Source organism: Microcoleus sp. AS-A8 (assembly GCA_039962225.1).
GTDB lineage: Bacteria > Cyanobacteriota > Cyanobacteriia > Cyanobacteriales > Coleofasciculaceae > Allocoleopsis.
In genome coordinates, this window is sequence record JAMPKV010000019.1 from 1 (window position 1) to 21,138 (window position 21,138).

Below are 21,138 nucleotides of genomic sequence, written 5' to 3' on the forward strand. Positions count from 1 at the left end.
TGGAACCACACCGACTCCATCCCGAACTCGGAGGTGAAACGTTGCAGCGGCCAAGATACTTTGGGGGTCACCCCACGGGACAATAGCTCGATGCCAGGTCATTCATCACACAAAAGCCTCTTTCTCCATAGGGAGAAAGAGGCTTTTGTTTTTTAGGAATTTTTAATCTGAACTAAACTGGTAAATCTAGACGAGGATTAAATCTTTCAATCTGCCGTAGCTTTTCGTAGAGCGCTCTTTCTTGAGGATTGGGATTGATGGGAACAGTAATTTGAATTTCGACTAACTGATCACCTCGAACACCGTCGCTATTAGGATAACCCTTCCCAGCTAAGCGTAATCTTTGTCCAGCTCGAACACCGTTAGGAACCGTCATTTTCACTCTGCCATCAAGGGTAGGCACTTCTACCGCCCCACCCAGTACGGCTTCACTGGGTGTAACAGGTAATTGACAAAGAATATCTGAGCCTTCGACTTTAAAGAAAGGATGGGGGGCTACTGTAATTTTCAAGTAGAGGTCGCCACCAGCCATTCCCTGGCCTTTAAGTCTCACACGCTGACCTGTAACCATACCCGTAGGCATATCGATTTCCAAGGAACGCCCATCTTCCAGACGAATTCGCTCTCGGCCCCCTTCATAAGCCTTTTCTAAAGGTAGTGTCAGGTGAGCTTCGACATCTTTGCGATTGGGGCGAGTACTAACGGTATAAGTGGTTTTTGTCGTTCCTGGGCGAAAGGCGCTAGATGAGTTGTTAATTCGGACACTGGAACGCTCCTGTGCTGTTGCACTAGCTTTGCTTGCCTGACGGCGACTTAGAAGTTGATCGACAAAACTGTTAAAGTCTGGAAACTGGCTATAATCGACTTCCTGGGAACCATTTCGACCCGTAGCGTTGCGATTTGGCCTCGTTCCATTAGAAGTATCCCCTGCGGTTCTAAAACTTGATGCGGTGGCAGCTTTCCGATTAAATCCTTTTTTCTTCCAGAAACGGCCAAGTTGGTCGTACTGCGCTCGCTTGTCCGAATTGTAGAGAACTTCATAAGCTTCGCTGATATCCTTAAACTTTTCTTCCGCTGATTTGTCTCCCGGATTCCGATCAGGGTGATATTGCAGAGCGAGTCGTCGAAAAGCCTTCTTGATCTCCTCGCTGGATGCCTCTGGGGACACTCCCAAAATCTCGTAGTAATTCCGAAAGTTCTGCATAGAAAATAGAAATTAGCGAGTCGCTATTGGCTTGAATAGTTAAGCTTGGGCTGAGTTGGAAAGGCGATTTTTACTCCAGGTGGAAATCAAGGGTATACCTGTTCCTTTACAGAAAAACTGGGCTGTTGAGAGAGCCAACAGCTAATTGCTCACCTTAAAACCAATCATCATCGTCATCATCCCAATCATTCTGTAAAGGAGCAGGCCGCGATTCCCGTCGAGGTATGTTCGGTGAACTCCGTTCGGTAACGCTTTCACGCTCCCGACCATATCGACCTCCCCCAACCTCATAGGAGTCACGTCGGGTACTGCGTTCCCAATACCGATCCTTATCACTTTCTCCGGAGAAGGCGCGACGAATTCCGCCAAAAAAGTCATCCTCATCCTCATCTGAATATTGCAGTTGCACTTCTCGCTTCAGCTCATATAGTGCATCCTGAAGATCGGAATAGGCTCGGTCTATGGCACGCTCGTCATGACGTGTGATCGCCTGACGCATTTCTTGAACCAAGGCTTCAATGCGACGCCGATGTATACCAGCAAACTGGTTGCCAAAATCGAGGGTCACCTCTTTGAGTTGCCGTTCCGCCTCATTCGCCAAGCTTTCTGCCCGATTGCGCTTTTCCACCCGCTCCCGCCGTTCTCGGTCAGTTTGGGCAAATTGCTCGGCCTCACGAATCATCTGAGTGACTTCTGACTCACTCAGAGTAGAAGCGCCTTGAATAGTCACGCTTTGTTCTCGACCTGTGGTTTTGTCTAACGCTGTGACCTGCAAAATTCCATTCGCATCAATATCGAAAGACACTTGGATTTGAGGAACGCCTCGCGGAGCGGGGGGAATCCCTGTTAACTTAAACCGACCCAGCGACTTATTATCCGCCGCCATTTCCCGTTCGCCTTGGAGGACGTGAATTTCCACCAACGTTTGATTGTTGTCCGCCGTGGAGAAGATATCCGATTTCCGGGTGGGGATAGTAGTGTTGCGGGGAATCAGCTTTTTCATGACACCCCCAATGGTTTCTAACCCCATCGATAAAGGGGTCACATCTAATAAGAGGATATCCTTGACTTCATTGGTGAGAATTCCCGCCTGAATCGCGGCTCCCACGGCTACCACTTCGTCGGGGTTAACGTTCTGATTCGGTTCTTGATCAATAAAACTCCGCACGAGTTGTTGCACCAGTGGGATACGTGTCGAGCCACCCACCAAAACCACTTCATCAATTTGGCTGGGACTTAAGGCCGCGTCTTGTAGAGCGCGTTTCAAGGGGCGGCGTAATCGACCGATCAAATCTGCACATAGAGTCTCAAACTGTGCACGGGTGAGCCGGGTCTCCAAATGCTTCGGCCCATCTTCTGTCGCCGTGATAAACGGTAAATTGATATCTGTAACACTCACCCCTGAAAGCTCAATTTTGGCTTTTTCCGCTGCCTCACTTAAGCGTTGCAGGGCTTGGCGATCGCGTCTTAAATCCACCCCTTCGGTTTCCAAAAACTGCTCCGCCAACCAGTCAACAATTTTGCGATCAAAATCATTCCCACCCAGTTGAGTATCACCACTGGTGGCCTTGACTTCAAACACTCCATCCCCTACATCTAGGATGGAGACATCAAACGTACCCCCTCCCAAGTCAAACACCAGGATAGTCTGGCTCTGTTTGCGATCCATCCCATAGGCCAAAGAGGCTGCCGTTGGCTCATTGAGAATACGCAAAACTTCTAAACCCGCAATTCGTCCCGCATCTCGCGTCGCTTGCCGCTGAGAATCATTGAAGTAAGCGGGAACTGTAATCACTGCACCCGTCACCGGCTGTCCCAGATAGCGACCGGCCTCGTCTGCCAACTTCTGTAGCACCATTGCCGAAATTTCTTCGGGGGCAAATTCCTTCTTCAAACGGGGGCACCTGATTTTTATGCTGCCAGTTTCATCGCGGCGAATCGTGTAGGAAACGCGTCTGGACTCTGGACTGACTTCGTCATATTTGCGTCCAATGAACCGCTTGACGGCATAAAACGTATTCTGGGGATTGAGCACGGTTTGGCGACGTGCCATTTGTCCGACCAAACGCTCCCCATCCTTACTGAAGCCAACGACCGAAGGTGTTGTCCGCATCCCTTCTGCATTGGCAATTACAACCGGCTTGCCACCCTCCATGACCGCTACCACGGAGTTTGTTGTACCCAGGTCAATGCCGACTACCTTGCCCATGCGTGCTTTTATCTCCTCTCGGTTTCGGTGCCAAATCGCTCAACGACTTTACTTATCCTATATACTGCTGACAAGAGAGTCTCCTGGATAGATATTGGTATATAAGGATTGCATCACACAAGACTCTTCATTTTCAGCTACGTTTAAGCTGTGTCCTGAAGTGCTGAAACTATTCTATCGTGCTGAAGTTGCGTGTCTGGTAAGGGCGATTGCCAAATGGACAGCTACTGACCTCAACAAACCGTTGTTCATCTGTATCATCGCCTAGTTTAAGGCTTCTGAAATATTCTCCGATCGCTTGTGGAGCTTTTTGAGTAACCCTACTTGCCATTGCCCAAGCCGGAGAGCCGACGGGGACACCACCAACGGCGATCGCGCAACAGCCAGCGATAACATCCAATCGCTGTCGTTCATGAATTCACAAAACTTCCTCTTTATCAACTCCGACCACTTGACCGACGCTATAGAACTCGGACACTTTAGCAGAGCTTTGATCAGGGGTAATAGCCTATATAACTTTCTTACTTAATTGTGTTACGCGCTCATTTATGTATTACGCTGTATAACGTTAGTGTTGCGACTGTGTCCAATAGGTTTGATCACCTCAGGCAATTATGAACTGGTACCTCCTCGTTGCCTGAGGTTTTCTCTTTGAAGCCTGGAATCGCTTCGGATGGATTCTAGACCCCAACTTTAACCTCACCTGAATAGCTTGGAACGAAAATGGAAATCAACAGATTCTAGTCGTATTCGCCAAGAACCTATTCGTCAGTTTTGTATTAAATTTAACAATGCTAGTACGCTAATTACGATAAATGCTACTGGGAAGATAAAAAGCTATATCACCCAATCGGCTTTCACCGTTAATCTCTAGAAACCAAATATATGACCCCAGCCCCTTATCTAATTTCCAAAAATAAATGCTTCGGCGGCACAGTGAACTTTTACCAACACCAATCTCAGACTTGTAATGGCGAAATGCGATTTGCCATTTACCAACCCCCTCAAGCCAAATCGGAACGGGTGCCAGTTCTCTATTTCCTCTCTGGCTTAACCTGCACCGAAGAAAACTTTATGGTCAAAGCGGGTGCACAACAATTAGCGGCTGAATATGGATTGATGCTGGTTGCACCCGATACCAGCCCGCGTAATACAGGAATAGCCGGTGAAGAAGATGACTGGGATTTTGGCACGGGTGCGGGTTTTTATGTGGATGCGACGGTGGAACCTTGGGCGTCGCACTACCGAATGTATAGCTATGTCGTCCACGAGTTACCGGATTTGATTGCTGAACATTTCCCGGTGCAACCCGATAAACAGGGCATCTGTGGGCATTCCATGGGGGGACATGGAGCACTCATTTGTGCCCTGAGAAACCCTGAACAGTACAAGTCGGTTTCGGCCTTGGCTCCCATCGCAGCACCCATGCGCTGTCCGTGGGGACAAAAAGCCTTTACAAATTACTTGGGTTCCGATAGAGAAAGCTGGCGTCTCTACGATGCCAGTGAACTGGTACTCATCGCTGGCTATAACCGTCCCATTCTGATTGATCAAGGTACCGCAGACCCCTTTTTAGAAGAGCAGTTACTGCCTGAGGTGTTTAAACAGGCTTGTGAATCGGTCGGTCAACCGCTAACGTTGCGCTTTCAGGAAGGCTATAACCACAGTTACTACTTCATCGCCACCTTTATTCAAGACCATATCCGTTACCATGCGGCGGCTTTGTGTAGCTGAACCCCCCAGCGTGTGACTCTCCTCACAACCCTAACCCCAAACAATCACGTTTGTTAAAAAGACTTCATCACAACCGATCCTATGATTTTCCTTGATATTAGAAACAGCTACTACAATTCTCATGCCTATGCAGTATCCGACGATTCTGCAAGAATCTCCCAAGGAGGGTATTAAAGCGTTATCCCTTCGCTTCCTTGTGAGAGGTAGCTTGGACTTCTTGTCATGTCAACCGATGCTGCCTCATTCCCTTAAATTCCCTATTGATTCACGTTGAGAGACTTCTCTATGTTTGACCCTACCCAATTACTCATTGACCACTTTGTGCAACAGATTCGAGAAGGGTACCACCGCACCTACGGAGGCTGGAAATCTGACTATGCGGACATTATTGGCTGGGCGGGTGGTATGGCGTTGGAAAATATCGCCAACAGTGACGCGCTTTATCACAATGTCGAGCATACCATTCTAGTCACCTTGGTGGGACAAGAAATCCTGCGAGGCAAGCACATCCGGGAGGGTGGAATTTCCTGTGAAGACTGGATGCACGGTATCATCTCCTTGCTTTGTCATGACATCGGTTATGTCAAAGGGGTTTGCCGTCTAGACCGACCCACTGAAGGCTTATACGCTACAGGTGTAGGCGATGACATGGTGGCTTTACCCCCAGGTGCGAGTGATGCCTCCTTGACTCCCCACCACGTAGACCGAGGCAAACTGTTTATTGAAGAGCGCTTTGGCGGTCATATCCTGATTGATGCTGATGTGATTAAGCGCAACATTGAACTAACTCGTTTCCCAGTTCCTACCGATGAAGACCATCAAGACAGAATTAACTGTCCGGGTTTGGTGAGAGCGGCTGATTTAATTGGTCAGCTTTCTGACCCAAGATACTTGAAAAAAATTAGCGCATTGTACTACGAGTTTGAAGAAACTGGGGTCAACACAGCCTTAGGTTATCGTCATCCTGGAGACTTACGCCAGAACTATTCCAAGTTTTACTGGAATGGGGTCTATCCCTATATCAAAGATGCGTTGCGCTACTTAGAGCTGACGCTTGAGGGGAAACAAATTATGGCGAACCTTTACGCCAATGTGTTCGTGGTTGAGCATGAACAAACTGCTGCTGTTGTGACGGCAGCTTAAAGGGTAAAGTTGTGGCATTTGATACATCGCTCCTCTGCCTTTTATGGGTGACACTTAGTGATGAGGCAAAGGGCACCGTTTTACCCAACGGATTCTGCTTCACACGATAGGCGATCGCTATTCATTCTGCAAAGGGATCTATCTCTGTTGAGGCTTAATTCAAGTTGGATAAATTGGAATCTAAAAACCTGAAATTCCTCTAAACTTAAAGGAATTCCAGGTTTTTCTATATTCATCCATAAAGCCCAGAGTTAACTCTTCCCTGGAGAGTCAACTATTGCACCACGAGCTTTGAGGTCTTGGTGTTGCTGATGGGTTAATCCAATTCCACTGCCCAAGTGGCACCCCTCGACTAAAGCCTCTGACCATACCGTTTCATTCAGGGTTGCACCTCTCAAATCGGCTTCTCTCAAATCGGCTCCAGTAAAATTGGCAAAGATTAAGTCTGCCTCTAACAATCGACTTCTTCGCAAATTTGCGCCAGTCAAATCTCCGCGAATAAAATTGACCCCATCCAATACTAAATCTGATAAATCAGCTCCTCGGAGATTAGGAAATTTTACTTGACTTGGAGCATAAAAAAACCGCATAATACAGGTTATATTGGCCTGATTCAACGTAATTTTTGCTAAGAAATCGTATCTTGCTAGCCCAAGCTTATTCAGGATTAATAGACGTTGCTGACTATTTTGCTCTAGAAAATGAATGGATTTTAAATTGATGTCTTGAGTGGGCGAATCTAGCATTCAAGCAAAATGTATAGGTGACCAGGTTTTGAAGATTATTATTCTATTTTGATAACGATGATAGTTTCTATCTAGATGGGTGTAGCATTTAGGAAAAAAGTGATGGCTCGCCAATCATTCCTATTAACCAAACACGCTTATATTTAGAGCTTGTACGAGTTGCTGCAATAAAAACAAACCTGCCTTTGAGTTACCTGCCTCATCTAACGGTGGACTGTAACACGCGATCGCACCTTGAGATGGCACCACTGCTAATACTGCACCGCTTACTCCTGACTTGGTCGGTACTCCCGCCTGCACAGCGAAGCGGCTGGACACTTCATACAAACCACAGGTTGTGATTAAGGCATTAACGATTCGGCGATTTTCTGGTAAAATATTTTTACAATTCTGTACCAGAATTATACCCAAACGAGTTAAATCGGCAACCGTTCCAGACAAACAGCAGACGTAATTGTAGCTATCCAAAGCCGTTTCCACGTTGTCCAGATAACCTGACTCAGCCAGCAGGTTAGCCAGGTTTCGATTCCGTTCATTCGACCGGGAACGCACCGAATTCAGCATGGCTTGATCTAAAAACAGATGGCTATGCGAGTGCTGATTGAGCCACTGACGGAGGGTTTCGCAACGAGAGGGAGCATCTTGACCAGGTAGCAAATCCGCCAGTGCGATCGCACCACTATTAATCATCGGGTTACGAGGCCAACCCTTGTCTGCTTGTAATTGTATTAGAGAATTATAAGGCTCGTGAGAAGACTCGATACCGACGCGAGAAAATACCGTCCGTTTTCCCAACTGCTCTAGCAAAAATAGCAGCACAAATGGTTTGACCACACTCATCAGGGGAAACGATAGGGTAACATCACCTGCCGAAACAATTTGACCTTCGATACTCCGCGTCTGTATCGCCAACCCGCTGGAATTAGCCTGAGCCAGCAACGGGATATAGTCGGGTAGTTGTCCTCCTTGGCTGTGAGTTTGTGCTTGAATGGCCCAAGCATCCAGTTGAACCTGAGTGAGGGCGGCTAATCCTATGGCAGATATTCTGGACACGCTACTCCTGATTTAGACATGAGTTTTCGTCTACACAATCCTGTTACCAATTTATATTTGATGGGTCGGAATTATCAGTAAAGTATCTTATTTTTTATGAAATACGGAACACTTTGTCTAGCAATCTGGCTGTTAGTACGGGAAAACTGTATGAGCAATATGCCCTCCTGGATAGAACTCTGGAAGGAGAGTGTAAAATGATATTATCTGCGAAATATGAGATTCGTGAAACAGTTTTTGCTACAGATTTGAATTGGCGATCGCTGATAATACCCTAACTCGAATGGGAACTTTTCCAGGTTAAAGCCATCTCAACCATCAGGATGAAGCTGCCAAAAGGTAACCCTTCAGTTCATTCCCCAAAGGCGATGAGCTACGTGTTAGCAAAAATCTGAGGATAAATCCGGAAACTGACAACTTCAGCAAGTAGCTAAATGTATTCCCCCAACCCTGAGTAGCATCACGTTTACTCCCCCATAGGATATTTGGATGCTCCCCTTAGCCAGATGTTGGGAAATCTAAGTCAACAGCAGAGAAATTACAGCAAACAACAGCGAATTCTCTCTAACTAGCGTTACTTAAAAGAGTTCAAAACAAGAGCATCACCTTATGACTAATCGAATTCAAGGGTACGGCTGGATTCCTGATACACCTGATGCAAGAGACATCAAATATTCAGCTCCTCAACCCCTTCTTAAGAGTTTACCGTCCAAAGTAGACTTACGGGCACAGTTACCCCCTGTGTATGCTCAAGGACTGATAGGAAGCTGTACCGCGCAAACGGTTTGTGCTGCTTTTCATTTTTGTCAAAAGAAACAAAAGCTCTATAATTTTGCACCAAGTCGATTGTTTACTTACTACACCACGAGAGAAATTGAGGGAACTGTCTATGAGGATAGTGGTGCCATGTTAAGAAATACGATCAAATCCATTAATAAATTTGGAGCTTGTCCTGAATCAATCTGGCCTTATGAAATTAGCAAGTTCACCGTAAAACCTACTGCTACTTGTTACGACACGGCGAGTAGGCATACAGCGGTTTCTTATTCTCAAGTATCCCAGACGCTTCAGCAGATGAAAGGATGTCTAGGTGAAGGGTTTCCTTTTGCGTTTGGAATGCTCGTTTATGCGAGCTTTGAAGGTGAGCAGGTCGCTAAAACTGGAGTCTTACAGATGCCTGCCGCTGGGGAGCAACAAGTGGGAGGTCATGCTGTATTAGTGGTTGGCTATGATGATTCCCAAAAAAGATTCATCATTAGAAACTCGTGGGGAAGTGATTGGGGAATGGGAGGGCACTTTACCCTACCCTATAACTATCTATTGAATCCTGATTTAGCCACTGATTTCTGGACAATCAGGCTCGTGCGCTAGGGAAGATGAAGTTAAGTGTAATCTTGGCTGATGAGGTCGCGGACTAAAATCTCTACACCTGAGCGTTGGTGTGAAGCGACGCTCAGGCGTAGGGAACGCTGATGAGTGATAGCGAGGCTCCTTGAGTGAGCAAGGCAAACCAGGGAGGATTAGGGTTAACGGTAGGCAGCGCTTGTCGTAAACACCAACGCTATCATTAAACGGGGGTTCTTATTTTCCGGTAATCTCTACTCATTTTCTGCTCTCTCGGCACACACATCACGAGTTGATAGTTAATTTTTCCAGGGGGGTCTTGTCAGACTTCTCTTTTGTGCTGTCTATCTGCTATTAAATTACAGTGGTCGCAAATCAACATCGATCAGGGAACACACAAAAGAGTAAGAATCAGGAGCAAAGCCTAAAATGTGAGTCTAATCATCACAAAACCGAGTAGTATGTTGGCGTAGCCTGGGTGTAGGGTGTTGGCGTGATAACCGCAGCTTTAGTGAAGATATGGAGAGAATGTAAAATCCAGCTTTTCACTATCTTCTTAGCTCGTAGAGGATGATTCACAGGATTGGAGGAATGTTCTAGTAAAAACACAGCAGTACGTTAAGCGTACCTCACCTAAAACTCTTGGGTTCTGAAGTTTAACAGACTGAGGTTTAATTCTATTGACTGAATTTATTAATTTAACCCTTGATACAGGAAGCATAAAAATGAACCAATATGACCGTATCTTTAATTCAGAAGAGACATCAACAGAAGGCTTAAGTCCAGAAGAAGGTGTGGCGGCAATTGCTGTGATTACCGTCATCTCAAATTCTGAAATTTCGCCTATTAGTACAGACTATTTAATCGACTTGCTGTGGGAAACCGAACTCTTTGATGACTACTCAGAGGAGGAGATGACAGAGATGGTCGATACACTCCGAGGACTTGCAGCGCAAGAGGGACTAGGAGCGATGTTTAACGCAGCTTATGATTGCCTACCCGACGAACTTTTGCCCGATGCTTTTGCGGCTGGGGTGATGATGCTTGTTGATGAGTCCGGAAATATTCCTCTGGAGACAAGGGGTTTTCTCAAGGAGTTACAGCAAGCTTTGGAAATTGAGGATGGAGAAGCACAAGCCATTATAGACGAGGTTGTTGCAATTCTGAATGAAACGGAAGAGGAAGAGTATGACGAAGAAGGCTTAGAAGCAGAACATGAACAGGATGAATCCAAATCAGTGATTTATCAGTCACCCGCGGGGAATTTTAGCGTCCCAGTTCCGGTGGACTCCGAAAAAGGAGGAAGCATTGAAGAACAAGAAGGAGTGGTCGGATTTTCTGACGACTTTGGTCGTTTATTGAGAATCGATTATTACCCTATTTCTGCGGAAGAAGCGGATAAGATGGAGTCGCTGGGAGAAGAAGACTATCTCAACTTCTTTCTCGTAGATAGTTATGTGGAACAAGCGATTCTTGGCAATATACCCAATTCTAAGATTGAGTATAGGGAATATATACAAGATGCGATGGAGGGGTCTTATTTTGTCGTTGTCAATATGCCCCACGGTTCAACCCTTTCTGTACAAAAAAATCATGACATGTCGGTTCGATTGGATGCGCTTCGTGGTCTTATAGCCTTCCCTGTGGATGACTTTTTGTATGTGGTAAGCTGCCAGCGAACTTTTCTTGAAGGAGAAAGTCCGGCTCCCATCGAGAAAGAAGTGGAAGGGTTAAAAACCCAACTATTAAATTTCCTCGATACAGTGGAGTTTACTTAAGCTCATGATTACCGTTTGAATTGATGAGAACACTCCGATTTTCGTAGGAGCATGATAGGTTGTGCTCCTACCCTTGGGTATAGGTACTTACAGTATCTCCCCCATTGGGTTGTAAGGATAAACGATTTTTAGCGTTCATCCTTGTTAAACCCGTTCTCTGAGCCACTCCGTTGGCTCTAATTGATAGTAGCGTTTCAGCTCCTGATAAAGTTCAGGGTGTTCTTTTTTCATTTGGAACGGTTTTTCAAAAAAAGTTTCTGTAACCACGGCGAAAAACTCGGCTGGGTTAGTTGCGCCATATTCATCAATAACCGTTTCTACACCTTGTGCAACTTTATGGCACAATTTCTCATATTCTTCTCTAAAAATACGCCCCCAACTGACATAGGCTGCTCGTTTCTCAAGAATCGGTACACCTGATACATCTCCACTCTCTTGGTCGAGTTGATGTGCGAATTCGTGGAGTATAACGTTGCGTCCATCCTTCCAATTGTGCACATCGCGCCTGATATCTTCCCAAGAAAGGACAACGATACCAATCTGCCAGGATTCACCCGATTTAACTTGTATTTCTTCGAGATACTGCGCTCCAAATGCTGTAGTCTGACTGGCGATAAAGGCGCTAGGATAAACTAGAATCAGATGAAGTTTGGAAAAATAAGTTCCTCTTTCGTTAAGTAAAAGTAGCGCCGCTTGGGCGGCAATAGTCAGCTTAATTTCATCCGTTATTTCTAATCCTCCACACCCTTTAAATTGTTTCTCGGCAAGTAAAACATTGATGTGTTCCAGGAGTCGTCGCTGCAAGGATTCGGGAAGACGTTTATAAAGGGGAACATTTTGCTCAATAATTATTAACCAATTTAAAGGTAAAATTCTACGTTTAATACGTCTGCGTCTCAAGTTTGTCAGGGGATTTATCCCCAAAATACAAGCAATAATTAAGAGAAGAAATAATATGAAAATAAAAGTTTTTATCATAGAGCATTCTGTTCTCAGGAGCGATCGCTGATATCTTGCCTCAGGTTGACTGCGGTTGAACAGCGATCGCTTACATCGACTTTAGGCGGTATGCAGTTGTAGGGTGATTCCTGGTTGAAAATCCCTGAAAATTAAGACTCCGATTCTGCCAATTCTAACCAGCGTTCAGTTGCCGTTTCAATAGCCTGATTTAAAGTTTCCAATTGCTGATAAAGTTCCTGAACTTGAGTCACTTTACCTGGGGGAGCATTAAACAACACTTTCTCTGTCTCCGCTTTCTGAGCTTCCAATTGAGCAATTTTGCCCTCAAGCTCCTCAAATTCACGCTTTTCCCAACTAGAAAGGCGACGCGATTTGCTATTACGAGCTGAATTTTTATCCGACTGTTCCGCTTTTGCGACTTCGTCTTTTTTCGCCTCTGGCTTAGCTTGTTGTTGAGAGCTTGTTGCCTCTTCTGCCTGCTTGTAGTCGAGATAAACGGAGTAATTCCCAGGATATTGCCGGATGTTTCCCCCAGGCTCCAAGGCAAAGATTTTCTGTACCGTGCGATCGAGGAAATAGCGATCGTGAGACACTGCAATCACACAACCGTTAAACTCTTCTAAATATTCTTCCAGGATCGACAGCGTCTGTACATCTAAATCATTCGTCGGTTCATCCAAAATCAACACATTCGGAGCACTCATCAGAACGCGCAGCAAGAACAGGCGACGTTTTTCCCCTCCAGAAAGCTTATTGATCGGTGCATATTGCTGGTTTCCAGGGAATAGGAAACGCTCCAACATTTGTGAGGCTGTAATTAGCGTGCCATCTGCGGTTTTAACGTATTCGGCAATTTCTTTAAGGTAGTCAATCACCCGCTGATTTTCGTTAATCGCCTCTAACACAGCCTCAGAATGTTGGTCAAAATAACCGATATGAATGGTTGTGCCAAGCTCAACCTTACCGGAATCGGGTTGCACTCGTCCGGTAATCATATCCATCAGCGTGGATTTGCCTGCGCCATTGCCGCCAATAATTCCCACACGGTCATCAGGGGTGAATTCGTAGCTAAAGTTTTTGATCAGAGTCCGTTCATCATAAGCTTTAGAAACATTTTCTAATTCAATCACTTTCTTGCCAATCCGACGACCGGGGGTAGAAATTTCAACCTTACCCTGAGCTTGTTTAAACTCCTTCCCCTGCATGTCGTGGATGCGGTCAATTCGCGCTTTTTGTTTGGTACTCCGCGCTTTTGGCCCTCGCTTGAGCCATTCCAACTCGCGACGTAAAACGCCTTGGTGTTTACGTTGACTACTAACCGCCGATTCTTCTGCTAATGCTTTTTTCTCTAAGTAGTAAGAATAGTTGCCCGAGTAAGTGTAGAGGTCGCCACGATCAATTTCCAAGATACGATTAGTGACGCGATCCAAAAAATAGCGATCGTGAGTGATTAACAAAAGTGCACCTCGGAAACCAGCCAGGTAACTCTGCAACCACTCCACGGACAGGGCATCCAAATGGTTCGTCGGCTCATCCATCAGTAACACTTCAGGTTCCGACAACAACGCAGCAGCTAAAGCGATGCGCTTGCGATAACCACCGGATAAGTTACCAATCCGAGCCTCGAAGTCTTCAATCCCTAATTTAGTCAGGATAATTTTTGCCTTTGTCTCCAAATCCCAAGCGCCAATCGATTCCATGCGCTGCGTCACCCTAGAGAGACGTGCTAGGAGTTGGCTATCTTCTGGATGGTGAGCTAATTTGTGGGAGAGCTCCTCATACTCGCGGATTAGGGTCATTTGTTCGCCACTGTCGGCAAATACCTGTTCTAAAACGGTGTGATTTTCATCTAATTCGGGCTGCTGAGGCAAGTAGACAATTTTCTCTCCAGGATTGACTATAATTTGACCGCCATCAATGGGTTCAATCCCAGCAATCATCTTGAGCAGGGTCGATTTGCCGGAACCATTGGTGCCGATTAAGCCAACTTTATCGGTGGGGTCTAGACTAAAACTGGCATCTTTGAGGATTTCCTTAATGCCAAAGTCTTTTTTAACGGATTGCAGTGTGAAAATACTCATCCAGTTTGTGTTGAGAATCGCTAATAAAGCAGGTTAGCACTCTCATATCAAGTCCGGTGGATTGCTCAGCTTCTAGGAAGTTGAATCTTTTCTTGAGTTTGTTAAAATTTATTAAAAAAGAAGAGATGACAGCACAGTTCCAAAATTGATGGCACCTTTATAGGGTCTGTCAGACTAGAGAGCTGCCTAGAGTGCCGAAAGATTACACTATTGCGTTACTACAAGCGCATAACACAGAACAAGATGCAGGATAGTAATTTGGTAATTCTGTCTAACAAACAGGAATACAGCCACGGTAATCACATCCTGAGTCGGTTCCTCATCTGGCTCTTAGCTGGGATACTCGCCTGTGGAATCTTCTGTGGGTTGCCCAAACCTGTATGGGCAAAGCCCTTTAAAAGCGATCGCACCGAAGTACAACTCATCAGCGAAGTCAAAACCATCCAACCGAGCACGCCGTTTTGGGTGGGGCTACAATTCAAAACTAGACCCGGCTGGCACACGTACTGGCGCAATCCGGGTGACTCCGGTGCCCCCACTCGGATGGAGTGGACACTCCCCAATGGGTTTAAAGCCGGTGAGTTGGTGTATCCTTACCCCCAACGGATGCCAATCGGCCCACTGATGAATTTCGGATACAAGGGCGAGAATTTACTCCTAACGGAACTGACACCACCCGTCAATTTGCCAACCCAGCAGCCCGTTACGCTGCAAGCCAAAGCCTCTTGGTTAGTGTGTGAGGTGGAGTGTGTACCGGAAGAGGCTGCTTTTGAGCTAACCTTGCCTGTTACCCCGGATGCTCCTACCGTTGATGCCGCTTGGGCAGATGCGTTTGCGAAAACCCGTCAGGCACTGCCTCAGCCCTCTCCCTGGAACGTTAGTTTCCAAGCAGAGCAAAATAATCTGGTACTTCGGGTGAACGCACCAGCACTCAAGGCCGGACAGATTGAGCAGGTTTCGTTCTTCCCCTATCAAGATGGTGTCATTACCAACGCGGCAGAACAAACTGTTGCCTTTGATGACCAAGGATTAACCCTACGGGTTGCCCAAGGGAATCAGGCCGTCACAGATCAGGTCGAGGGTGTGTTGGTTGTGCAGGAAAAGCTTGATGCTCAAACCACGACTCAGGCGTTTGCGATTGCAGCCAAACCCGGAACAACGTCAGCCCCAACGTCTCCTGCCAATGCTCGCTCAACTATAAACCTCTGGAATACCCTACTGCTAGCGTTGGTGGGAGGCATTGTCCTCAATCTAATGCCCTGCGTGTTCCCAGTGCTGTCGCTCAAAGCGTTGGGGATTGCTCAAAAGGCGCAGCAGAGTACCCAACAAGCTCGAATGCACGGGTTGGCGTTTACGGCAGGAGTGCTAGCGAGTTTTGCGGCTGTGGTTGGCGTCCTATTGGTTCTGCGGGGGTTGGGACAGCAGATTGGCTGGGGTTTTCAGCTTCAATCGCCGGCGTTCGTCCTCGTCATGGCCTATGTGCTGTTTGCGGTGGGACTGAACCTGTCTGGAGTGTTCGTAGTGGGAGCCTCCATTATGGGGCTGGGGCAGGGCTTAGCCTCTAAATCAGGTTATGTGGGTGAGTTTTTCACGGGGGTGCTAGCAACGGTGATGGCGACTCCCTGCACAGCTCCATTTATGGCAACAGCAGTGAGCGCGGCGCTAACTCAGCCTGCACCTGTTGCGATCGCAATTTTTCTTACCCTCGGTTTGGGACTAGCACTCCCCTACCTAGTCATCAGCTTCACTCCTGCTGTGCGGCGCTACCTACCCAAACCGGGAGCCTGGATGGAAACATTCCAACAACTGCTGGCATTTCCCATTTATGGAGCAGTGGCGTGGTTGTTGTGGGTGCTGACGCTTCAAACCGGGACAGATGGTTTAAGTTTGGCACTGGCGGGTTTGCTGGCGATCGCCTTTGCCGCATGGCTTTATCATAAAACCCAAACATCTCGACAGTTCTGGCGGCGGATATGCTGGGTTGGTTCGCTCTCAACCCTCGTCCTGGCACTCACCCTTACCCCTCTCGTTGAAAACTCTCCAGCCCCAAATTCTCAGGTAACAAATTCTGGGACAACCAACCCATCTCAGTCAGGTTTGGCATGGCAACCTTACACGACTGAACAATTGGAGAGATTGCGTCAGTCAAATCAGCCCGTGTTTGTCAACTTCTCGGCGGCTTGGTGTGTTACCTGCTTGATGAATGAACGAGTGGCACTGAATCAACCTGAGGTGATATCTGCCTTCCAACAAAAAGGTGTGGCATTAGTCAAAGCCGATTGGACAAACCGCGACACGGTTATCACTGAAGCCTTGAGCCAGTTTGGACGCAGTGGTGTACCGCTCTACGTCCTCTATCCCCGTGGGTTAGGCCAAGGAGAACCCATGATTCTGCCTCAAGTTCTGGCTCCCGCCACCCTGCAAGACGCCTTGAAACAGGTGTCCTCTTAGTTCACTCACGATGATTGTCAATTCGCAAAAAGACGTAAGAATTAGGGTATTCAAGATGAGACATTCCATACTTCAGAACAGTTTCCTGGTTGGTGCGATCGCTACGATGGTCGCCCTTACGACGGCTTGCAGCAACCCCAATCCAACAACTTCCAACTCCGGAACCACCAACCCAACTGAATCGACGACTCAGCCAGCCAACAACCAACCAGCCACCTCAACGCAAGCCAGTGCAACTGTAGCGCGTGTTGGCGAACCAGCACCTGACTTTACAGGCGTCGATAGTAACGGTAAGACGCATCGCCTCAGCGACTTCAAGGGCAAAACGGTTGTCCTAGAGTGGACGAACCACGAATGCCCCTTTGTCCGCAAGCATTACGAATCGGGCAATATGCAAAAGTTGCAGAAAGCTGCCACCGGTGACGGCGTTGTCTGGCTATCCGTTGTTTCCTCGGCACCAGGAAAACAGGGTAACGTGGATGGTCAAAAGGCCAATGATCTAACCAAGAGCCGCAATGCTGCTCCCACAGCCGTTTTGCTCGACTCCGATGGAACAATCGGTCGTACTTACAGTGCCCGCACAACACCCCATATGTTTGTTATTACGCCAGAGGGCAAGCTAGCCTATGCAGGTGCCATTGACAGCATCTCTTCAAATAACAAAGCAGATATCTCCAAAGCACAGAACTATGTAACGGATGCTTTGAAGGCGGTGAAGAATGGTCAACCAGTGAGCCAACCGACGACGCAGCCCTATGGTTGCTCGGTGAAATATAAAGCCTGACAAAAATCTTACCCTTTCTGCCTCTTGCCCCCTCTCCCCTCTACAATTTCATAAAGACCTCCGGGAAACCGCATCCCAAGAGTGGGTGCGGAGGGATAGGAGCGTCGATTGAGTGGGGTTCGATACCCCCGAAATCAACACACAATCCTTGCATCTCACAGATAACCCGTCTGATATATGAAGATATAATGTGTGTATGCAAAGAACAATTCGCATCCAACTTCAACCTGACATTGAAACGGCTAAGGTGCTGTCTCAAACGATTGAGCAATACACTTGGTCGTTCAATGCCGTGTGCAAGCATGGATGGGAAAACGACTTGGCAAATGGCGTAGAACTGCACAAAGCGACCTACTACGACCATCGCGCTATTACTAGCTTGCCTTCTCAATTGGTTTGTGCTGCAAGAGTCAAAGCAACTGAGGCTTTGAAATCGGCTAAGAGCCTGAAAAAGAAGGGTAAAACGGTTAGTTGTCCAACCTCGAAACGTTGCCCAATTCGGTACGATGGGCGGTCTTACACTGTTTGGTTTGACCGTTCGGAGGTGTCGATTCTCAGCGTCAATGGACGGGTCAAACTGCCCTTTGAAATTGCTGAATACTATCGGCAATACCTGAACTGGAAAAACACCAGCGCAGAATTGTTGCAAGACCGCAAAGGACGATGGTGGCTGCACGTTGTCATGGAGGTTAAGTCTCCTGAATTGAGGGCAACCGATGAAGTAGTTGGCGTTGATTTGGGTATCGCTTCCCCTGCGGTTGATAGCAGAGGAAGTAAGTACGGTTCTGGCTATTGGAAGGAGATAGAAGACAGAACATTTGAGTTGCGTCGAAGGCTGCAATCTAAAGGCACGAAATCTGCCAAGCGACATCTCAAGAAGTTGTCGGGCAGACAGAGACGTTTCAGAAAAGACTGTGACCATGTACTGAGTAAGCGACTGGTTCGGTCTGTTCAGTCCGGTGCAACATTGGTTTTTGAAGACCTCACCAACATTCGTGGTAGAGCCAAAATGAGGAAGGCTCAACGTCGCAGATTGCATGGATGGAGCTTTGCTCAGTTCCAAGCATTCGTCACCTACAAAGCTGAAGTCAGAGGCATCAATGTCGGGTTTGTTGACCCGCGCTACACCAGTCAAAAATGCTCTCAGTGTGGACATATTGAGCGAGGGAATCGCCCGTCTCAGGCTGAATTTCGGTGTAAGAAATGTGGGTACGAGTGCCATGCGGATCACAACGCTGCGGTGAATATTCGTGAGGATTTTCTAAAACTCAGGGCATCAGTCAATGTGCCTATTGTGGTCTGCCCAGAATTGGGAATTTGAATTACAAGCCCCATCCCCTTGTGGGTGGGGTTGTTGACGAGCTAACCCAAAACTGACTTATGACTAGTTACCAATTTCCAGAGGGTTTTTTGTGGGGTGCGGCAACGGCATCCTATCAAATTGAAGGGGCGGCACAGGTTGGGGGGCGCAAATCAAGTGTTTGGGATACCTTCAGCGCTACCCCCGGACGGGTTCTTCATGGTGATACGGGTGCTGTGGCTTGCGATCACTATTCTCGCTATGAAGAGGATGTGCAGTTGATGGCACGGCTGGGTATTAAGCATTATCGCTTTAGTATTGCTTGGCCTCGGATTATTCCCGATGGGCGGGGGGCTGTTAATGAAGAGGGGGTAGATTTCTATAAGCGCCTGGTGGACTGCTTATTGGCTCATGGAATTACCCCCCATGCGACTCTCTTTCACTGGGACTCTCCCCAAGCGTTGGAAGATTTATATGGTTCCTGGCAGAGTCGGGAGATGGCGTTTGACTATGCGGACTATGTGACGGCGGTGGTGAGTCGGTTGGGCGATCGCATCCAGCACTGGATGACCATCAACGAAATCATGTGCTTTACTCACTTGGGTTATGCTGTGGACAAGGAACCCCCTCATGCTCCCGGAACACAGGTTAATTCGCTCAAACAGGTGTGGCAAACGTCTCACCACGCCTTACTGGCTCATGGTTTAGGGTGTAAAGCGATTCGCGCCGTCTCACCGGTGCCTTGTTCGGTGGCGCTGGTTGATAATATTTCTGTAACCGTTCCCATCAACGAGTCACCCCGTCATATTGAAGCGGCAAAACAGGCATTCCATACCTGTGGACAAAATGGCGGCATCATTTTTCCCGCCCTCACTGGCGCTTATAGTCCGGCTTTAATCGAACAGTTGGGAAGCCATGCGCCGGATATCCGCGAGGGGGATTTGGAAACCATTCATCAGCCCTTAGATAGCTTAGGTCTAAATATCTACACGGGCACTTATGTCCGGGCGGCTGACAACGAAGTGGGTTACGAGTTCCTCGACTTACCTCAGGGCTATCCCCGAATGCACATGCCTTGGCTGAATATCCTGCCAGAGTCGATTTATTGGGGCATTCGTCATATTCGCGAGACACTGGGGCGTGAGGATTTACCCATCTTGATTACTGAAAGCGGCTGTGCTTCACAAGATGAGTTAAATGTCAAGGGAGAAGTGATTGATACGGATCGAATTATGTATCTGCGGCAGCACTTAAAGGCAGCGCATCGAGCGGTGAGTGAGGGGTATCCGCTTAAGGGTTACTTTGTTTGGAGTTTGCTGGATAACTTTGAGTGGGCGTGGGGGTACGATCGCCGCTTTGGGATTACTTATATTGATTACGAAACCCAACAACGGATTCCCAAGGCGAGTTTTGATTGGTATCGGGAGTGTATTCGTAGCGATCGGGTGGTTTGATTCTTAATTTTCTAGTAAGGAGATGAATAGGTGGCACTGGTGGCAGATGAAGATGTTCATTTGCGATCGGGTTGCTTATAAAAAAAATTTAATTATGATTTTTTAAAAAATTATGTCTTACAGCGATTTCATTTCATTCGATCAACTCATTCCTTTGGGAATTAGTCAGATCATAACGGTTGAGAAATTGGTTGATTTTGAGCCAATTGCTCCCAGCGCCTTTTTAACTGAAGCCTTAAAACGATTTGTACCGCTTGCTACTGCCATCAATACTGAAAAAGCTCGTTCTGAATATTTAATTGCACCCATTTTAAGCGAAATTCTCACCCTTAATCCTCAGGCTTCATTATTTTCGGGTAAAAGTTTTACGGCTGACCCCAGTATGGGTTTGAATGGGTTTGTTGATTTTTTACTTACGGCTAACCCTGATAAACTAACAATTAAAGCTCCTATTGTTACGGTGATTGAAGCAAAAAACGAAAATATTAATGATGGTTTGGCTCAATGTATTGCCACTATGTATGCAGCTTTTTTAGTCAACCGACGCGACCCTAAAATTGGTGCTAAAACGGTTTACGGAACGGTTACTACAGGCCAAGTTTGGCGTTTTCTGGCACTGAAACCCAATCTGGAAGTTTCGATCGATCTCAAAGATCGGTATCTTACTCCGATCGATGAACTTCTCGGTCTATTAAATGCTTTTGTAACAGCTTAAAGTGCGATTGCATCTTGTTCGCTAGCAGGTAGAGTTTTCAAGCGGGCAATTGCTTGTTAGCCCAACAAGAAGATACAGTTACTTTGAGCCAGACTTTAAAGGAAATATCTCATCCTCCCACAGAATTATTAAAAGCCATACAATCCTTAAAAAGACGTTGTTTATTAGAAGATAGGCCAAAC

At 46.9% G+C, this 21,138-nt stretch carries 16 protein-coding genes; 9 read left to right on the forward strand and 7 right to left on the reverse strand.

Features of this window, described 5'->3' with window-relative positions; genetic code table 11:
* Nucleotides 1-172: 172 nt before the first annotated feature.
* The 3 genes from NDI48_24025 to NDI48_24035 all read right to left on the reverse strand — a co-directional run bounded on the left by NDI48_24025 (nt 173) and on the right by NDI48_24035 (nt 3,813).
* Nucleotides 173-1,204, reverse strand: coding sequence for a J domain-containing protein (locus NDI48_24025; protein MEP0834238.1), 1,032 nt, complete (start codon nt 1,202-1,204; stop codon nt 173-175).
* 154 nt (nt 1,205-1,358) lie between these two features.
* Nucleotides 1,359-3,413, reverse strand: coding sequence for a molecular chaperone DnaK (gene dnaK / locus NDI48_24030; GenBank protein MEP0834239.1), 2,055 nt, complete (start codon nt 3,411-3,413; stop codon nt 1,359-1,361).
* A 169-nt stretch (nt 3,414-3,582) separates the two neighbouring features.
* Nucleotides 3,583-3,813 carry a hypothetical protein gene (locus NDI48_24035; GenBank protein ID MEP0834240.1) on the reverse strand — a complete coding sequence of 77 codons (231 nt, stop codon included), beginning with the start codon at nt 3,811-3,813 and terminating at the stop codon, nt 3,583-3,585.
* Between the two features lie 485 nt (nt 3,814-4,298).
* Between NDI48_24035 and fghA the strand changes: the two genes are divergently transcribed.
* Together fghA and NDI48_24045 are read left to right on the forward strand one after the other, a co-directional pair.
* Nucleotides 4,299-5,147, forward strand: a complete 849-nt coding sequence (gene fghA / locus NDI48_24040) for an S-formylglutathione hydrolase (protein MEP0834241.1) — start codon at nt 4,299-4,301, stop codon at nt 5,145-5,147.
* 285 nt (nt 5,148-5,432) lie between these two features.
* Nucleotides 5,433-6,290, forward strand: coding sequence for a metal-dependent phosphohydrolase (locus NDI48_24045; GenBank protein MEP0834242.1), 858 nt, complete (start codon nt 5,433-5,435; stop codon nt 6,288-6,290).
* A 251-nt stretch (nt 6,291-6,541) separates the two neighbouring features.
* Here the strand turns inward: NDI48_24045 and NDI48_24050 are convergent, their stop codons facing one another.
* On the reverse strand, nt 6,542-7,036 hold the full coding sequence (locus NDI48_24050) for a pentapeptide repeat-containing protein (GenBank protein ID MEP0834243.1): 495 nt from the start codon (nt 7,034-7,036) through the stop codon (nt 6,542-6,544).
* A 123-nt stretch (nt 7,037-7,159) separates the two neighbouring features.
* On the reverse strand, nt 7,160-8,089 hold the full coding sequence (gene glsA, locus NDI48_24055; GenBank protein ID MEP0834244.1) for a glutaminase A: 930 nt from the start codon (nt 8,087-8,089) through the stop codon (nt 7,160-7,162).
* A 609-nt stretch (nt 8,090-8,698) separates the two neighbouring features.
* Here glsA and NDI48_24060 point away from each other — a divergent pair.
* Together NDI48_24060 and NDI48_24065 are read left to right on the forward strand one after the other, a co-directional pair.
* Entirely contained in the window at nt 8,699-9,460 is a 762-nt protein-coding gene (locus tag NDI48_24060; protein MEP0834245.1) for a C1 family peptidase, read from the forward strand.
* Between the two features lie 698 nt (nt 9,461-10,158).
* Nucleotides 10,159-11,211, forward strand: coding sequence for a tellurite resistance TerB family protein (locus tag NDI48_24065; protein ID MEP0834246.1), 1,053 nt, complete (start codon nt 10,159-10,161; stop codon nt 11,209-11,211).
* A 144-nt stretch (nt 11,212-11,355) separates the two neighbouring features.
* On the opposite strand, the gene NDI48_24070 is transcribed toward NDI48_24065, so the two are convergent.
* Together NDI48_24070 and NDI48_24075 are read right to left on the reverse strand one after the other, a co-directional pair.
* A complete protein-coding gene (locus NDI48_24070; protein ID MEP0834247.1) occupies nt 11,356-12,189 on the reverse strand; it encodes a zinc-dependent peptidase in 834 nt (277 codons plus the stop codon).
* A 131-nt stretch (nt 12,190-12,320) separates the two neighbouring features.
* Nucleotides 12,321-14,252, reverse strand: coding sequence for an ABC-F family ATP-binding cassette domain-containing protein (locus NDI48_24075; GenBank protein MEP0834248.1), 1,932 nt, complete (start codon nt 14,250-14,252; stop codon nt 12,321-12,323).
* Nucleotides 14,253-14,495: 243 nt separating this feature from the next.
* Between NDI48_24075 and NDI48_24080 the strand changes: the two genes are divergently transcribed.
* The 5 genes from NDI48_24080 (at nt 14,496) to NDI48_24100 (ending at nt 20,956) form a co-directional block, all read left to right on the forward strand.
* Nucleotides 14,496-16,703, forward strand: coding sequence for a thioredoxin family protein (locus tag NDI48_24080; GenBank protein ID MEP0834249.1), 2,208 nt, complete (start codon nt 14,496-14,498; stop codon nt 16,701-16,703).
* 55 nt (nt 16,704-16,758) lie between these two features.
* Complete coding sequence (locus NDI48_24085) at nt 16,759-17,487, forward strand: thioredoxin family protein (protein ID MEP0834250.1); 729 nt, start codon at nt 16,759-16,761, stop codon at nt 17,485-17,487.
* A gap of 196 nt (nt 17,488-17,683) precedes the next feature.
* The gene (locus NDI48_24090; GenBank protein MEP0834251.1) at nt 17,684-18,808 is read left to right on the forward strand and encodes a transposase; all 1,125 of its coding nucleotides are present in this window, start codon (nt 17,684-17,686) and stop codon (nt 18,806-18,808) included.
* Between the two features lie 59 nt (nt 18,809-18,867).
* Nucleotides 18,868-20,241: a GH1 family beta-glucosidase gene (locus tag NDI48_24095; protein MEP0834252.1), complete on the forward strand. Its 1,374-nt coding sequence runs from the start codon at nt 18,868-18,870 to the stop codon at nt 20,239-20,241.
* A 112-nt stretch (nt 20,242-20,353) separates the two neighbouring features.
* Nucleotides 20,354-20,956: a hypothetical protein gene (locus NDI48_24100; protein MEP0834253.1), complete on the forward strand. Its 603-nt coding sequence runs from the start codon at nt 20,354-20,356 to the stop codon at nt 20,954-20,956.
* The last annotated feature ends 182 nt before the right edge of the window (nt 20,957-21,138 follow it).

Bases quoted from the DNA above. Each gene is read 5' to 3' on its own strand.
- NDI48_24050 (MEP0834243.1), bottom strand. From the start codon at position 7,036: ATGCTAGATTCGCCCACTCAAGACATCAATTTAAAATCCATTCATTTT.
- NDI48_24100 (MEP0834253.1), top strand. From the start codon at position 20,354: ATGTCTTACAGCGATTTCATTTCATTCGATCAACTCATTCCTTTGGGA.
- NDI48_24065 (MEP0834246.1), top strand. From the start codon at position 10,159: ATGAACCAATATGACCGTATCTTTAATTCAGAAGAGACATCAACAGAA.
- dnaK (MEP0834239.1), bottom strand. From the start codon at position 3,413: ATGGGCAAGGTAGTCGGCATTGACCTGGGTACAACAAACTCCGTGGTA.
- NDI48_24070 (MEP0834247.1), bottom strand. From the start codon at position 12,189: ATGATAAAAACTTTTATTTTCATATTATTTCTTCTCTTAATTATTGCT.
- NDI48_24075 (MEP0834248.1), bottom strand. From the start codon at position 14,252: ATGAGTATTTTCACACTGCAATCCGTTAAAAAAGACTTTGGCATTAAG.
- NDI48_24095 (MEP0834252.1), top strand. From the start codon at position 18,868: ATGACTAGTTACCAATTTCCAGAGGGTTTTTTGTGGGGTGCGGCAACG.
- NDI48_24080 (MEP0834249.1), top strand. From the start codon at position 14,496: ATGCAGGATAGTAATTTGGTAATTCTGTCTAACAAACAGGAATACAGC.
- fghA (MEP0834241.1), top strand. From the start codon at position 4,299: ATGACCCCAGCCCCTTATCTAATTTCCAAAAATAAATGCTTCGGCGGC.
- NDI48_24025 (MEP0834238.1), bottom strand. From the start codon at position 1,204: ATGCAGAACTTTCGGAATTACTACGAGATTTTGGGAGTGTCCCCAGAG.
- NDI48_24085 (MEP0834250.1), top strand. From the start codon at position 16,759: ATGAGACATTCCATACTTCAGAACAGTTTCCTGGTTGGTGCGATCGCT.
- NDI48_24045 (MEP0834242.1), top strand. From the start codon at position 5,433: ATGTTTGACCCTACCCAATTACTCATTGACCACTTTGTGCAACAGATT.
- NDI48_24060 (MEP0834245.1), top strand. From the start codon at position 8,699: ATGACTAATCGAATTCAAGGGTACGGCTGGATTCCTGATACACCTGAT.
- NDI48_24090 (MEP0834251.1), top strand. From the start codon at position 17,684: ATGCAAAGAACAATTCGCATCCAACTTCAACCTGACATTGAAACGGCT.